Genomic DNA, 15067 nt, shown 5'->3' on the forward strand with positions numbered 1-15067 from the left:
TGTCCGCGCCCTGAGCGTGGCGGATCTGCCTGACCGACTAACTATCCACATCGGAGCCCCTACTACATGACCATCACCTCTACCGAGAAGTCCGGTACCCCCGTCGTCGCAGTGAACGACATCGGGTCCGAAGAGGATTTCCTCGCCGCCGTCGACGCCACCATCAAGTACTTCAACGATGGCGATCTCGTCGAAGGCATTGTCGTCAAGGTCGACCGCGATGAGGTCCTTCTTGACATCGGATACAAGACCGAAGGTGTCATCCCCTCCCGCGAACTCTCCATCAAGCACGACGTCGACCCCGGTGACGTCGTCGCTGTTGGCGATGAGGTCGAAGCCCTCGTTCTCACCAAGGAGGACAAGGAAGGCCGCCTCATCCTCTCCAAGAAGCGCGCGCAGTACGAGCGTGCCTGGGGCGACATCGAGAAGATCAAGGAAGAGGACGGTGTCGTCACCGGTACCGTCATCGAGGTGGTCAAGGGTGGTCTCATCCTGGACATCGGCCTCCGTGGCTTCCTCCCGGCATCCCTCGTGGAGATGCGTCGCGTCCGCGACCTGGCTCCGTACATCGGTCAGCAGATCGAAGCCAAGATCATCGAGCTCGACAAGAACCGCAACAACGTGGTCCTGTCCCGCCGTGCCTGGCTCGAGCAGACCCAGTCCGAGGTCCGCTCCACCTTCCTCAACAAGCTCGAGAAGGGCCAGGTCCGTACGGGCGTCGTGTCCTCCATCGTCAACTTCGGTGCCTTCGTGGACCTGGGTGGCGTCGACGGCCTCGTGCACGTCTCCGAGCTGTCCTGGAAGCACATCGACCACCCGTCCGAGGTTGTCGAGGTCGGCCAGGAGGTCACCGTCGAGGTTCTGCTCGTCGAGCTGGACCGCGAGCGTGTCTCCCTGTCGCTGAAGGCCACCCAGGAAGATCCGTGGCAGACCTTCGCCCGCACTCACGCGCTGGGCCAGGTCGTTCCGGGTAAGGTCACCAAGCTGGTTCCGTTCGGTGCGTTCGTTCGCGTCGAAGACGGCATCGAGGGCCTGGTGCACATCTCCGAGCTGGCCGTCCGCCACGTGGACCTCGCCGAGCAGGTCGTGTCCGTGGGCGACGAGCTGTTCGTCAAGGTCATCGACATCGATCTCGAGCGTCGCCGCATCTCCCTCTCCCTCAAGCAGGCGAACGAGGGCGTGGATCCGGAAGGCACCGAGTTCGACCCGGCGCTGTACGGCATGGCTGCCGAGTACGACGAAGAGGGCAACTACAAGTACCCGGAGGGCTTCGACCCGGAGTCCAACGAGTGGCTCGAGGGCTACGAGACCCAGCGCGCCGCTTGGGAGCAGCAGTACGCTGACGCCCAGTCGCGTTGGGAGTCCCACAAGAAGCAGGTTGCTCAGCACCTGGCCGACGACGCTGCAGCCGCCACCACCGGCTCTGCAGACGCCGCACCGACCAGCTACTCCTCCGAGGCCCCGGCTGCCGAGTCCGGCACCCTGGCTTCCGACGAGGCCCTCGCCGCTCTGCGCGAGAAGCTGACCGGCAACTGATTGCCTCGTGAGACGTTCACTCCGGTGAACTGATCACGTGAGGAAGGCCGCCACGGGAAACCGTGGCGGCCTTCCTTGTCTTAAACCACTCACCTTGCCTCAAAACACTCATCGACTGCTCCATAGGATGCCGAAATCCACCGAAATCGGGGAATTCACGCATCGTATGGAGCAGTCGATGGAGAATAGGGGACATGATCCCTGACAGCTGGTTCCCGGCGACGCGGCCCGACGACGGCGAGACCGTCGGTTATCTGGACATGGTGGGGGAGGATTTCCAGCCCTACGACCTCCTCGGACGCCCGCACGGCGAACCCGCCGAGTACACCGAGGCCGAGGAGCGCCTCGCCGAGCTGGGCCTGTCCTACCTGGCCCGCCGGTGGAGCTTCGCGGTGCAGGATCACCCGGAACCCATCGCCGTCGTGATCTTCGAACTGAACCGCGACGCCGTCGTGGTCCTCAGTGACGACGCGGATTACCACCGCGACTTCGGCACGCCCTTCAGCCTGCCGCTGCCCCTCGACGTGTCCGTGCTCTGGGAGAACCCGGACGGCACGGGGCCGCGCTTCACCCAGAGCGTGCCGAACAGCTGAGCCCACGGCGCTCAGTGCGCGGCGCTCATCGCGGGAAGTTCAGCGCACAGTGCTCAGCGCACGACGGCGGCCACCGCGCTGAGCTCGATGAGGGCTCCCGGCACACCCAGCCCCGCGACGAGAGCCGCGGTGACCAGGGGAGGGGCGCCCTCCCGCGCGAGCAGCGGTGCGATCGCGCCATACGCGGCGCGCAGGTCGGCGTCGGCCTGGATCAGCACGGTCCACTGGACCACGTCGCTCAGCCCGGCGCCGGCCGCCGCGAGGGCGACCCGGGCGTTCTCCACGGCACGGAGTGACTGCTCCGCGGCATCGTCGGAGACGACACGGCCGCTCTCGTCCACCCCGTTCTGACCACCGACGTAGATGGTGGTCGCTCCGGGCGGGACGATGGCGACATGACTGAAGGCAGGGCTCTTCACGAGGCCCTCGGGCTGCAGGGTGGTGATGTCCATGGCCACATCCTGTCACCTGGGGCGGACAAAAGGGAGGCCCGGGTCCCTCGCCTCATGGGGCGGGGCCCCGGGCCTCGTGCCGTCAGCGACTGCCGGAGACCGTCACTGCACCGCCTTCAGGGCGTTCACGATGCCGTAGCCGTAGAAGCTGTTCAGCGCCGTGGTGCCCACGCAGGCCGGACCGATGTTGGCCTGCGGCGCCGAGCACGGCGTCGGGGTGGCATCGGCGCGGAGCTTCGCGACCATCTGGGCCGGGGTCAGTTCAGGATGCGCGGACTTCATGAGCGCCAGCACACCGGCGACGTGCGGAGACGCCATCGAAGTACCGCTCTTCAGGCCGTACTTGCCCTTCGGGATCGTGGACAGGATGCTCGAACCCGGTGCGGCGACGTCGATCTCGCCGAGTCCGCGGTTGGAGAAGTACGAGAGCTGTCCGGTCTTCATGATCGAGGACACCGTCACGACCCCGGGCAGCTGGGACGGGATGTCCTTGCAGCCCTGGTTGATGGTCCGCTTGGTCGGCGCCGGAGCGTCATTGGGGCTGCCATCGTCCTCAGTGTTGAGGGTGAAGTCGACGCTCGAGTTGCCGGCGGCCGCCGAGCTCACCACGCCGCGCTTGACAGACCAGTTCACGGCGCGGGCCACGGACTCGCGGACGGCGGCCTGATCGGGCTGGTCGTCACACCAGAACTCGAACGGGTCGATGTAGTAGCTGTTGTTGGTGACGTCCATGCCGCGCTGTGCGGCCCACATGAACCCGCAGATGGCGTATTCCGGGTAGATGAACCCGGCGTCGCTGACGACCTTGACGGCGGCAAGACGGACGTTCGGCGCGACACCGACGATGCCCTCACCGTTGCGGGCGGCCGCGATCGTGCCGGCCACATGCGTGCCGTGGTCGGAGGTGGTCGGGTACCAGCCGCCGGGCGTCTGGTCGGGGCGTCCACCGGCGGTGCAGTTGACCGAGTCCGGGACGGAGATGTTGGCGGCGAGGTCCGGATGCGTGGGATCGATGCCGGAGTCCAGGACACCCACCAGCACGTTGCGGCTGCCGTCGGTGACCTTGTTCGCCTGATCGGCCTTGATCTGGGTCATGTCCCACTGCTGGGATTCCATGGCATCCGCCGGGCCCGCGGGGACCAGGGTGGTGGGCTCGTCACCGTTGACGGGCTTGTTCTTCCCCTTGTTCCAACCGGACGATCCCGGGCCCCACGGGACCTGGGGGCCGGTGACCTTGTCGGTCACCTCGGCCGTCCGGGTCGCTCCGACGGACTGGACGGCGTTCTTGCCGGCGGCCTTGACGCGGTCGCGGAAGGCGGAACGGTCGGACTGGGCGATGACGACGCCGATCTCCGGCCAGCTCTGGACGACGACGCCGCCCGCGGCGGTGACGGCCTGCTCGACCTTGCGGGTCTGGCCGGGGTTTGCCTGCCCGGCGTTGACCACGTAGCTCATGACGGTGCCGTCCGGTGGGTTCACCGGAACGGGCGTGGACGTGTCGGTGCCGGTGGCCTGGGCGGAGACCCCGGAGCCGAGCAGGACCAGGCCGAGCGACGCGACGGCGCAGGCGACCGGGCGCAACGGCCAGCGGAAAATGTGCAACCTCATGGGTGAGGGTCCTCTCGATGAGTGGAGGCCGGACGTGCCGGCTGCAGGCGAGTGCCTTCCCTCGTTTCTAGTCGGCGTTCCCAGGGTTTTCAATGGTTATTGAAAGATCCACTTCAGAAAAGTCCGGTAGAAGCCCGATTCATCTCGTCAGATCGACCCATTCCGTGCCGCCGGGACGGGCATCATAAGCACCCGCACTGAGCGAGAGGACGGTCCGCTGCACGCGGTCCAGGGTGGCCGCGTCGTCGTCGAAGGCCACCCTGAGGGTGGCATGACCCGCACCGTACCCCGTGCCGACGACGTGGAGCCCTGCGGACCTGATCTCGTTTTCGAGCTTTCCCGCATCGGCGAAACCCACCGGAACATCCGCCAGCCGCAGGCGCTGGCGGGTCACCCACGGCGCGCGGTCGGCGGCCTGGGACACGGAGTCGGAATAGGCGCGCACCAGCCCGCCGGCGCCCAGCAGGATTCCGCCGAAGTAGCGCACGACGACGGCGCAGACGTCGCTCAGGTCGGCCACTCCGTTCGCGGTCTCGCGGCGGTTGAGGGCTTCCAGCATCGGAATGCCCGCTGTGCCGGACGGCTCGCCGTCATCGCTCGAGCGCTGCGTCATCCGGTCGGGGCCGAGGATGAAGGCGCTGCAATGGTGCCGGGCGTCGTGGAATTCGCGGCGGAGTTCGGCGATCAGCACACGGGCCCCGTCTTCGTCCTCCACCCGGCGGAGCACCGTGATGAAGCGTGACCGCTTGATCTCGAGTTCATGGCGGAAATCCGGACCAGCGGCGAGCGTCGTGTACCGCGTCGCGCGGCTGTCTTCGGCTTCAGGCACCAGTCCATCGTAGTCGGGCGCCGTGCGGCGGGGCCGGGCAGCGCCGGTCTGTGCCGGTTGCTCCGGGCTGCGCCGGGTTGCGTCGGTCTGTGCCCCGGTTGCGCCGGTCCTCGCTGGTGATCCCGGATGCAGCCGCTAGGGTGGTGCTGTGCTGAGAATCGGGTTGACCGGCGGGATCGCCTCAGGGAAATCGGTCGTGACGGCGCGGCTCGCCGAGCTGGGAGCCGTGGTGGTCGACGCCGACGCGCTGGCCCGCGAGGTCGTGGAGCCGGGCACTCCGGGACTGGCTGCGATCCGCGAGGCCTTCGGCGACGGTGTGATCCGTCCGGACGGCTCCCTCGACCGGCCGGCCCTCGGCGCGATCGTCTTCGCCGATGAGGGCAGACGCCGGACGCTGAACGGCATCGTCCACCCCCTCGTCCGGAGTGCCGCGGCGGCGATCGTGGCGGCGGCGCCGGCCGACGCCGTCGTCGTGCAGGACATCCCTCTCCTGGTGGAGACCGGGCAGCAGGGGGATTTCGACCTGGTCGTGGTGGTTGACGCCCCCGATGATGTCCGGGTGGCCCGCATGGTGGGGCTCCGGGGCATGTCCGAGGAGGACGCCCGGGCCCGCATCGCCGCGCAGGCAACGCGGGAGGTGCGCAACGCCGCCGCCGGCGTCATCCTGGAGAATACGGGAAGTCTGGCGGAGCTGCTCGAACAGGTCGATGCGCTCTGGGAGAACGTGGCCCGCAAAGTGTCATAGGCGAGTAGTACATTTGTTCTATGAGCCTCGCCCAGGAGATCAACCGTGTCGTGGCGCCTTTCGAGGTCGTCAGTGAATACCAGCCCGCCGGGGATCAGCCCACCGCCATCGCGGAGCTGACGGAACGCATCACCAATGGTGAGAAGGACATCGTGCTGCTCGGCGCCACCGGCACCGGCAAGAGCGCGACCACCGCCTGGCTGATCGAACAGGTCCAGCGGCCCACGCTCGTCCTGGTGCAGAACAAGACGCTGGCCGCGCAGCTCGCCAATGAGTTCCGTGAGCTGCTGCCCAACAACGCCGTCGAGTACTTCGTTTCGTACTACGACTATTACCAGCCGGAAGCCTACGTCCCGCAGACGGACACCTTCATCGAGAAAGACTCGTCCATCAACGAGGAGGTGGAACGGCTCCGCCACTCCGCCACGAATGCGCTGCTGACGCGCCGCGACGTGGTCGTGGTGGCGACGGTCTCCTGCATCTACGGTCTGGGCACGCCGGAGGAGTATATCGCCGGCATGGTCACCCTGCGCAAGGGCATGCAGATCAACCGGGATGACCTGCTCCGACGGTTCGTCGCCATGCAGTACGCCCGCAACGACATCGACTTCCACCGCGGCACCTTCCGGGTGCGGGGCGACACCGTCGAGATCATCCCCATGTACGAGGAGCTCGCCCTCCGGATCGAGTTCTTCGGGGACGAGGTGGAGAACATCTACACCCTGCATCCCGTGACCGGCGAGATTGTCCGCGAAGAGGACGAGATGTACGTCTTCCCGGCGTCGCACTATGTAGCCGGTCCGGAGCGGATGTCCCGTGCCATCAAGACCATCGAGGACGAGCTCGCCTCGCGGCTGTCCACCTTCGAAGCGCAGAACAAGCTGGTGGAGGCGCAGCGTCTGCGCATGCGCACCACGTACGACCTCGAGATGATGCAGCAGATGGGCTTCTGCAACGGCATCGAGAACTACTCCCGTCACATCGACGGCCGTGAGGCGGGGTCAGCTCCACACTGCCTGCTGGACTACTTCCCGGATGACTTCCTGCTCGTGATCGACGAATCGCATGTCACGGTGCCGCAGATCGGCGCCATGTACGAGGGCGATGCGAGCCGGAAGCGGACCCTGGTGGAGCATGGTTTCCGTCTGCCGTCCGCCATGGACAACCGGCCGCTGAAATGGGACGAGTTCCTGGAGCGCGTCGGGCAGACCGTCTACCTCTCCGCCACCCCCGGCAAGTACGAACTGGGCAAGTCCGACGGCGTGGTGCAGCAGATCATCCGGCCGACCGGTCTGGTGGACCCCGAGATCGTGGTGAAGCCCACCAAGGGCCAGATCGACGATCTCCTGGGGGAGATCCGCACCCGCGTGGACAAGGACGAACGTGTCCTGGTGACCACGCTGACGAAACGCATGGCCGAGGATCTCACCGAATACCTGCTCAGCCACGGTGTAAAGGTCCAGTACCTCCACTCGGATGTGGACACGCTGCGCCGTGTGGAGCTGCTGCGGGAGCTGCGTCTGGGCGTCTTCGACGTGCTCGTCGGCATCAACCTGCTCCGTGAAGGCCTTGACCTTCCCGAAGTCTCCCTGGTCGCGATCCTGGACGCGGACAAGGAAGGCTTCCTGCGCTCGTCCACGTCGCTCATCCAGACCATCGGCCGTGCGGCCCGTAACGTCTCGGGCCAGGTCCACATGTACGCGGACCGGATCACGGACTCGATGGCCCTGGCCATCGAGGAGACCAACCGCCGTCGTGAGATCCAGGTGGCTTACAACAAGGAGCACGGGGTCGACCCGCAGCCGCTGCGGAAGAAGATCGCGGACATCACGGACCAGCTGGCCCGCGAGGACGCGGACACTCAGGAGCTCCTCTCCGGGGCCAAGCGCAATGGCAAGGGCTCCACGGCGGCCGTGGAGAAGGCCAGTGCCACGGTGCGCAGGGACGGCCTGGCGGCCGCGCCCGCCACCGAGCTGGTGGGCCTGATCGAGCAGATGACCGAACAGATGCACGCCGCTGCGGCCGAGCTGCAGTTCGAGCTCGCCGCCCGGCTCCGTGACGAGGTGGGCGATCTGAAGAAGGAACTGCGCCAGATGCAGGCGGCAGGTCACGCGTAGGCGGCGTGCTAAGAGTCGGTCCCGCCGGGGCGGGCCGGGGCGCGGCGACCAGACAGTCCCGCCGGGACCGCCTCGTGGGATAGAATGATTCCCGAGTAGGGGAGTATCCCGTGTGCTCAGTCCGTCAACACGTGAGGCAATGGCGCTTCGCCGGGCTGGGCAGGACCTGTTCGTCAGGCCCGGAGAGACTTATGGCAATGGTTCATACCCTCTGAAAGGTCTCCCGTGCCTGATCTTCCCCTCTGGTTTGAGGTCGGATCCTTCGTGGTCCTCGGCATCGTCCTCCTCATCGATCTCCTGATGGTCCTCAAGCGGCCCCACGAACCCTCCATGAAGGAGGCTGGTCTCTGGGTCGGCTTCTACGTGACGCTCGCACTCGTGTTCGCCGGACTGATGTTCGCGTTCACCGGCCCCGAGTACGGCAGTCAGTTCGTGGCCGGCTGGGTCACCGAATACAGCCTGAGCATCGACAACCTGTTCGTCTTCATCATCATCATGGCGCGCTTCTCGGTGCCCCGGAAGTACCAGCAGGAAGCCCTCATGGTGGGCATCATCATCGCGCTGGTCCTGCGCGGCATCTTCATCCTGCTGGGCGCCGTGATCATCGAGCAGTTCTCCTGGGTGTTCTACATCTTCGGCGCCTTCCTCCTCTGGACCGCGTACAACCAGGCCAAGGACGACAGCGAGGATGACGAGGACGGCGGCGACAACCGCCTGGTCCGCTGGTTCTCCAAGATCCTCCCGATGCACAACGAGTTCAACGGCGGCAAAGCCACCGTCAAGATCAACGGCAAGCGCCTCTTCACCCCGATGCTCCTGGTCTTCCTGACCCTCGGCATGACGGACCTGATCTTCGCCCTGGACTCCATCCCCGCGATCTTCGGCCTCACGAAGAGCCCGTTCATCGTGTTCACGGCCAACATCTTCGCCCTCATGGGTCTGCGCCAGCTGTACTTCCTGCTGGGCGGTCTCATGGAACGGCTCATCTACCTCAAGCACGCGCTGTCGATCATCCTGGCCTTCATCGGCTTCAAGCTGATCTTCCACGCCATGCATGAGAACGAACTGCCGTTCATCAACGGCGGCCAGCACATCGAGTGGGCCCCGGACATCCCCACGTCGTTCTCGTTGATCTTCATCCTCGGCACCATCGTCCTGGCCGTGGTCGCAAGCCTGGCGGTCTCGAAGAAGCGCGAGGGCCGTGAGGCGACGGAGCACCAGATCAGCCGCACGGCTGAGCGTGTGGCGCACCAGCAGGAGGTCGTGGCACGACGCGAAGCCGAGGCGCAGGCTGTGGCACAGGCCGAGGCCGGGGAGCCGGCGGAACCCGGCAAGGCGCCCGAACAGCGCTGACGGCTGCCGGGGGATCGCCTCCTGACTGAACGACGACGCCGGGCGGCAGCGAAAGCTGCCGCCCGGCGTCGTCGTGTCCGGGGGAAACCCGCGTCAGGCGTCCGCGACGTCCCCGCCTCGCGCCATGGTGAGGAGGCGGCGGAAGATGGCCTCGCCGTCGTCGGCGATCCCGTCATGGTGGAAGTCCGGGGTGACCCAGGTCTTCAGCCCGCGGACGGACGCTGCCGTCTCGAGGGAGAGCTCCCGGTCCACGAAGACGTCGTCCGCGTAAACGGCGGCCGCCACGGGGACCGTGTTGGTCGCGAGGACGTCCAGGTCGAAGACGCGGGGCCAGCCCTGCTTGGCGGCCAGGAGCTCCGCGACCTCGGTGAGGGGCTGCAGGGTCGGGTCCTGTTCGAACAGCCAGGGCTGGATCATCTCGCCCGTGAGCAGGACGTCCTCGGCTTCGGGGGAGAACTGCGGGAACTCCCGCAGCACCCGCCAGGAGGACCAGTCCGTCGCCGCCTCCTGGGCGTAGATCGACTCGTGGATCACCGCATACAGCGGGTTCGGGGCGAAGTCCAGGTAGGCCGGCAGCTGGGCCAGGAACCACTGGGAGAGCCGTTCCCCTTCCGGAGTCTGGATGAAGGCCTTCTCCAGGAGGTAGTGCAGCGAATCGACCCGGGTGTTCCCGCCCAGGTACATGCCGAGCATCTGGAAGCGCTCCACGGTGAGCCGGTCACCGCGGGGCAGGAACTCCGGGACCTCACGGAGATGCGCCGCGATCCTGTTCACCAGGGCGCGGTCCTCCGGATACCAGCCGAAGTACTCGCGGTTCCGGGCCTCCATCCGTGCGTAGGTCGCGCGGTAGACCCGGTCCGGTGAACCCTGCAGGGGAGCGAGGCCACCGGTGATGAGCACCTCGCGGAGCGACGCCGGAGCGAGCGATAGATACGCCAGGGAGCACCAGCCGCCGAAGCTCTGGCCGAAGATGCTCCAGCGCTCGATGCCGAGCACTTCACGGATCGCCTCGGCGTCGGCCACGATGGAATCATGGCGGAAATGGGTCAGGTACTCCGCCTGGGCCGCCGCGTCACCGCGGGCGGCGAGCGTCGCCGCCTCCACCGGAGTGGAGAGACCCGTGCCGCGTTGGTCCAGCATGAGGACCCGGAAGTGCTCGGTGGCCGCCTTCGCCCAGCCGCTCAGCGCCGTCCAGCGGTTGCCGGGGAAACCGGGCCCGCCCTGGAAGAAGAGCAGCCAGGGAAGGCCGTCCCGCTGCTCATCGCTCAGACCGGACGGACCGTACTCGCGGGCGAAGACCTCCAGGGTCTCGCTGTCGGGATCCGTCGGCCGCAATGGCACGGTGAAGAAGTGGTCCGCTGTGCGGACGCCGCGGAATTCGTGGACGGCGCCTTCGCGGTGATCGGCGACGGGTGTCATGCGGTCACCGCCGACGCGCCCTCACCGGTCCCGACGGCCTGCAGCGCGTCGCCGGTGAGGCGGAAGGTCGACCAGCCGTCCATGGGCACGGCGCCCAGCGAACGGTAGAAGCGGATGGACGGCTCGTTCCAGTCCAGGACGCTCCACTCCACCCGGGCGTAGCCGCGTTCCACGGCGACCGAGGCCAGGTGGGTCAGGAGGGCCTTGCCGTGGCCCTCACTTCGGGCCTCCGGCTTCACGTAAAGGTCCTCCAGGTAGATGCCGTGGACGCCTTCCCACGTGGAGTAGTTCAGGAACCAGAGCGCGAAACCGCGGGTCCGGCCGAGGTCGTCCTCCGCGATCGCGGCGTAGATGGCGGGGTGGCCGTCGAAGAGGTGCTTCTCCAGCTCCTCCGGCGTGTTGCGGACGGCGTCCGGCTCCTTCTCGTAAACGGCCAGGTCCACGATCATCTGGTGGATGTCACGGACGTCTGCGCGGGTGGCTTCTCTGATGCGGCTCATGGATTTCAGCTTAGCGCGGGCCGCCGGACCGTTCAGAGCCGGTTCACGTCCAGGACCTTGATCACGGCGCTGCCGGCCTCATCCGAGGCCGCCAGGTCCACCACCGCGGAGATGCCCCAGTCATGATTCCCCGCCGGATCGGCGAAGATCTGGCGGACGTCCCAGCGGTCCCGGTGCTCCGTGATGAGGAGCAGCTGGGGCCCGCGGGCGTCGGCGCCCGTGCTGATGTCGTCGTGCTCGTCGTAGTAGTCGTCCAGCACGTCCTCCCAGCGGTCGGAGTGCCAGCCGGCGTCGCCGTCGAGCTCCGCCAGGGCCCGGGAGTCCTCGTCCGCGAACAGCTCCACGCGGCGGAACATCTCATTGCGGACCATGACCCGGAACGCGCGAACATTGTCGGTCAGACGGGGCGGCGCGGGCGGCAGCAGGGGATCCTCGGTGTGGTCGTGGGGATTGCTCAGCTCCTCCCACTCGTCCAGGAGACTGGAGTCGACCTGCCGCACCAGCTCGCCGAGCCACGCGATGAGGTCTTCGAGATCCTCGCGCAGGGCGTCGGCGGGGACTGTCTGGCGCAGGGCCTTGATGGCATCGCTGAGATACCGCAGCACGATGCCCTCGCTGCGCGCGAGGCCGTAGTACTGCACGAACTCACCGAAGCTCATGGCTCGTTCGTACATGTCGCGGACCACCGACTTCGGAGTCAGCTCGAAGTCACCGACCCAGGGGGCCGCCCGGCGGTAGGTGTCGAACGCCTCGAGCAGCAACTCAGCCAGGGGCTGGGGGTAGCTGACCTCTTCGAGGGCCTTCATCCGCTGCTCGTACTCCAGCCCCTCGGCCTTCATTGCCGCGACGGCGTCCGTCTTCGCCTTCTTCAGCTGGGCCGCGAGGATCTGGCGCGGCTTGTCCAGCGTGGACTCGATCACCGAGACGACATCCAGGGCGTACGACGGCGACTCCGGGTCCAGGAGGTCCAGTGCGGCCAGCGCGAAGGGGGAGAGCGGCTGGTTGAGCGCGAAGTTGTCCTGCAGGTGGACGGTGAGCCGCACGGTGCGCCCGTCCGGTCCGCGTTCAGCCTCCGGGATCCGCTCGACCACGTCGGCGGCCAGCAGCTCGCGGTAAATGCCCAGTGACTTCCGCATCAGCTCCAGCTGACGGCCGCGGGGCTCGTGGTTCGACTCCAGGAGGTGCCGCGTGGCTGCGAACGGGTCGCCCGGACGTTCCAGCAGGTTCAGCAGCATGGCGTGGGTGATGGTGAAGCTGGAGGAGAGGGGCTCCGGGATGGAAGCGACCAGGCGCTGGAACGTCGGCTCGCCCCAGGAGACGAAGCCCTCCGGCGGCTTCTTCTTGACGACCTGGCGGAGCTTCTTCTGGTCATCGCCGAATTTCGCCACGGCCTTGGCCATCGCCTTGGCGTTCTCGATCGTGTGCTCCGGCGCCTGGACCACCACCGTCCCGGCGGTGTCGTAGCCGGCGCGGCCCGCGCGGCCCGCGATCTGGTGGAACTCGCGTGCATTGAGCAATCGGGTGCGCACGCCGTCGAACTTGCTGAGCGCCGTGAGCACCACGGTGCGGATGGGTACGTTGATGCCGACGCCGAGCGTGTCCGTGCCGCAGATGACCTTGAGAAGGCCCGCCTGGGCGAGCTGCTCCACCAGGCGGCGGTACTTGGGCAGCATGCCTGCGTGGTGCACGCCGATTCCATGCCGGACCAGCCGGTTCAGGGTCTTGCCGAAGCCCGCGGAGAACCGGAAGCCCGCGATGAGTTCGGCGATCTTGTCCTTCTCCTCGCGCGTGCACATGTTGACGCTCATGAGGCTCTGCGCGCGCTCGATGGCCTCCAGTTGGCTGAAGTGCACCACGTAGACGGGGACTTGCCGTGTCTCCAGCAGTTCTTCCAGGGTCTCGGCCATGGGCTTCATGCCGTAGTAGAAGTGCAGCGGGATCGGCCGCTCGGCGGAGCTCACGGTCACCGAAGCGCAGCCGGTCAGGTCGGTGAGGCCTTTCTCGAAGCGGGTGACGTCGCCCAGCGTGGCGGACATGAGGAGGAATTGCGCCTGCGGCAGTTCCAGGAGCGGCACCTGCCAGGCCCAGCCGCGCTGGGGATCCGAGTAGAAGTGGAACTCGTCCATGATGACGGCGCCGAGCTCGGCTTGTGAGCCTTCGCGGAGCGCGACGTTGGCCAGGATCTCGGCCGTGCAGCAGATGATGGGCGCGTCAGCGTTCACGGAGGAGTCGCCGGTGACCATGCCGACGTTCTCGGCTCCGAAGATGTCGCAGAGCGCGAAGAATTTCTCGGAGACCAGGGCCTTGATCGGAGCGGTGTAGTAGCTGCGTTCGCCGCGGGACATCGCGTAGAAATGCGCGGCGATGGCGACCATCGACTTCCCGGACCCTGTGGGGGTGGCGAGGATGACGTTCGCGCCGCCCGCCAGCTCCATGGCCGCCTCATCCTGCGCGGGGTAAAGGGACAGCCCCCGGGATTCGACCCACTCGACGAAGGCCGTGTACGCATCGTCATCGTTCAGGCGGCCGGTGGCGGGGAGACTGTCAAGGAGCTTCACTGTCCCAGCCTAGCGGGCGAGGGGCCCCGCCCGACGCGGAGCGAGGGTGGGGAGCCCGGCTAGGCGCTAGCGGGCGAGGGGCCCCGCCCGACGCGGAGCGAGGGTGGGGTACTGTCGCACTGAGAGTTGCCTCACGCCGGTCCGGCGTGCTCTTCGGCGAAGGAGAAGCGATGCACCCGACCGTGGAATGGGACCCCGCGACGTACGTGAAATTCGGCGACTACCGGGACCGTCCCTTCTTCGACCTCACCCAGAGGATCCACGCCGAGTCGCCCCGGCTCGTGGTCGATCTCGGGTGTGGCCCCGGCAATCTCACTGCGACGCTCGCCGCGCGCTGGCCGGAGGCGCAGGTGGTCGGGGTGGATTCCTCGCAGGCGATGCTGGACCGCGCCGCCGTCCACGCGGAACGGTTCCCCAACCTCCGGTTCGAGCTGGGTGACATCGCGACGTGGATGCCCGGCGACGCCGACGTCGTGGTCTCCAATGCCGCGTTGCAATGGGTGCCCGGGCACGAGCGGCTGCTTCCCGTCTGGCTGGACGCCATGGCGGAGGGATCGTGGTTCGCGTTCCAGGTGCCGGGCAACTTCGGCGCACCGTCCCATGTGCTCATGCGCGAACTGGCCGACTCCCCGGCCTGGGCCGTGAAGCTCGCCGGCGTGCTGCGTCATCGCGACGCGGTGCTGGAACCGGCCGACTATCTGACCATCGCGCTCGACGCCGGCTGGCAGGCCGACGCCTGGGAGACCAGCTACCAGCAGCTCCTGCAGGGTCCCGACCCGGTGCTCGAATGGGTGCGCGGCACCGGCCTGCGTCCCGTGCTGAGCGCTCTCGACGCCTCGGACGCCGAAGCATTCGAGCGGGATTATGCGGTGATGCTCAACGAGGCCTATCCGGCCACGCCGCACGGAACGGTGTTCCCGTTCCGGCGCCTCTTCACCGTCGCGCGCAAGGCTCCGGCCGGGGCCGCCGACGGGACGGACGCATGAGCGCCTTTCCCGGCTCCTGGCGGCCACGGGCCGACAGCTCCGTGCCGCTGTTCGAGCAGCTCCGGCTGAGGATCGTCCATCTGGTCGACGACGGCGGCCTGCCGCCCGGGCAGCGACTGCCCGCCGTGCGAGCGCTGGCCACGGAACTCGACGTCGCGCCGCACACGGTGGCGCGCGCCTACAAGGAACTGGAAGCGGCGGCGATCGTGGAGACGAGAGGCCGCAACGGCACCGTCATCCTGCCGCGCGACGACCGCCAGAAGAGCCTGGGCGACGCCGCCTCGGCCTATGCCGAGGCGGCCCGCGCGAGCGGCGTCAGTCTCGCCGAGGCCGTGCGGCTCCTCACGGCCGCTTACCGCGACCAGGCCTGA

At 67.4% G+C, this 15067-nt stretch carries 13 protein-coding genes; 7 read left to right on the forward strand and 6 right to left on the reverse strand.

The window, feature by feature from the left end:
• The first annotated feature begins 66 nt into the window (after nucleotides 1-66).
• Nucleotides 67-1536 (forward strand): 30S ribosomal protein S1, encoded by a 1470-nt coding sequence (rpsA, locus tag QFZ52_RS06125; RefSeq protein WP_307496742.1) that lies wholly within the window; start codon nucleotides 67-69, stop codon nucleotides 1534-1536.
• Nucleotides 1537-1730: 194 nt separating this feature from the next.
• On the forward strand, nucleotides 1731-2129 hold the full coding sequence (locus tag QFZ52_RS06130) for a hypothetical protein (protein ID WP_307496743.1): 399 nt from the start codon (nucleotides 1731-1733) through the stop codon (nucleotides 2127-2129).
• Between the two features lie 53 nt (nucleotides 2130-2182).
• Here the strand turns inward: QFZ52_RS06130 and QFZ52_RS06135 are convergent, their stop codons facing one another.
• The 3 genes from QFZ52_RS06135 to QFZ52_RS06145 form a co-directional block, all read right to left on the reverse strand.
• The gene (locus QFZ52_RS06135; protein ID WP_307496744.1) at nucleotides 2183-2581 is read right to left on the reverse strand and encodes a RidA family protein; all 399 of its coding nucleotides are present in this window, start codon (nucleotides 2579-2581) and stop codon (nucleotides 2183-2185) included.
• Between the two features lie 102 nt (nucleotides 2582-2683).
• Nucleotides 2684-4189 (reverse strand): S8 family peptidase, encoded by a 1506-nt coding sequence (locus tag QFZ52_RS06140; protein WP_307496745.1) that lies wholly within the window; start codon nucleotides 4187-4189, stop codon nucleotides 2684-2686.
• Between the two features lie 139 nt (nucleotides 4190-4328).
• Nucleotides 4329-5021 (reverse strand): IMPACT family protein, encoded by a 693-nt coding sequence (locus QFZ52_RS06145; protein ID WP_373425703.1) that lies wholly within the window; start codon nucleotides 5019-5021, stop codon nucleotides 4329-4331.
• 145 nt (nucleotides 5022-5166) lie between these two features.
• On the opposite strand from QFZ52_RS06145, the gene coaE reads away from it, so the two are divergent.
• From coaE to QFZ52_RS06160, 3 genes are all read left to right on the forward strand, one after another.
• Complete coding sequence (gene coaE, locus QFZ52_RS06150; RefSeq protein WP_307496747.1) at nucleotides 5167-5763, forward strand: dephospho-CoA kinase; 597 nt, start codon at nucleotides 5167-5169, stop codon at nucleotides 5761-5763.
• 20 nt (nucleotides 5764-5783) lie between these two features.
• Nucleotides 5784-7880, forward strand: coding sequence for an excinuclease ABC subunit UvrB (gene uvrB / locus QFZ52_RS06155; RefSeq protein WP_307496748.1), 2097 nt, complete (start codon nucleotides 5784-5786; stop codon nucleotides 7878-7880).
• 225 nt (nucleotides 7881-8105) lie between these two features.
• Nucleotides 8106-9233 (forward strand): TerC family protein, encoded by a 1128-nt coding sequence (locus QFZ52_RS06160; RefSeq protein WP_307496749.1) that lies wholly within the window; start codon nucleotides 8106-8108, stop codon nucleotides 9231-9233.
• Nucleotides 9234-9326: 93 nt separating this feature from the next.
• Here QFZ52_RS06160 and QFZ52_RS06165 read toward each other — a convergent pair whose 3' ends face one another.
• Genes QFZ52_RS06165 through QFZ52_RS06175 form a run of 3 tightly spaced genes read right to left on the reverse strand, consistent with a single transcriptional unit; the run spans nucleotide 9327 to nucleotide 13710 of the window.
• On the reverse strand, nucleotides 9327-10652 hold the full coding sequence (locus tag QFZ52_RS06165; RefSeq protein ID WP_307496750.1) for an alpha/beta hydrolase: 1326 nt from the start codon (nucleotides 10650-10652) through the stop codon (nucleotides 9327-9329).
• Nucleotides 10649-11152 (reverse strand): GNAT family N-acetyltransferase, encoded by a 504-nt coding sequence (locus QFZ52_RS06170; protein WP_307496751.1) that lies wholly within the window; start codon nucleotides 11150-11152, stop codon nucleotides 10649-10651. The genes QFZ52_RS06165 and QFZ52_RS06170 overlap by 4 nt, the downstream gene beginning before the upstream one ends.
• A 32-nt stretch (nucleotides 11153-11184) precedes the next feature.
• The gene (locus QFZ52_RS06175) at nucleotides 11185-13710 is read right to left on the reverse strand and encodes a DEAD/DEAH box helicase (RefSeq protein WP_307496752.1); all 2526 of its coding nucleotides are present in this window, start codon (nucleotides 13708-13710) and stop codon (nucleotides 11185-11187) included.
• 170 nt (nucleotides 13711-13880) lie between these two features.
• Between QFZ52_RS06175 and QFZ52_RS06180 the strand changes: the two genes are divergently transcribed.
• Both QFZ52_RS06180 and QFZ52_RS06185 read left to right on the forward strand, forming a co-directional pair.
• Nucleotides 13881-14696 (forward strand): trans-aconitate 2-methyltransferase, encoded by an 816-nt coding sequence (locus QFZ52_RS06180; protein WP_307496754.1) that lies wholly within the window; start codon nucleotides 13881-13883, stop codon nucleotides 14694-14696.
• Nucleotides 14693-15067, forward strand: coding sequence for a GntR family transcriptional regulator (locus tag QFZ52_RS06185; protein ID WP_307496755.1), 375 nt, complete (start codon nucleotides 14693-14695; stop codon nucleotides 15065-15067). Before QFZ52_RS06180 ends, QFZ52_RS06185 begins: the two co-directional genes overlap by 4 nt.

This window comes from Arthrobacter woluwensis, assembly GCF_030816155.1.
Taxonomy (GTDB): Bacteria; Actinomycetota; Actinomycetes; order Actinomycetales; family Micrococcaceae; genus Arthrobacter_E; species Arthrobacter_E woluwensis_A.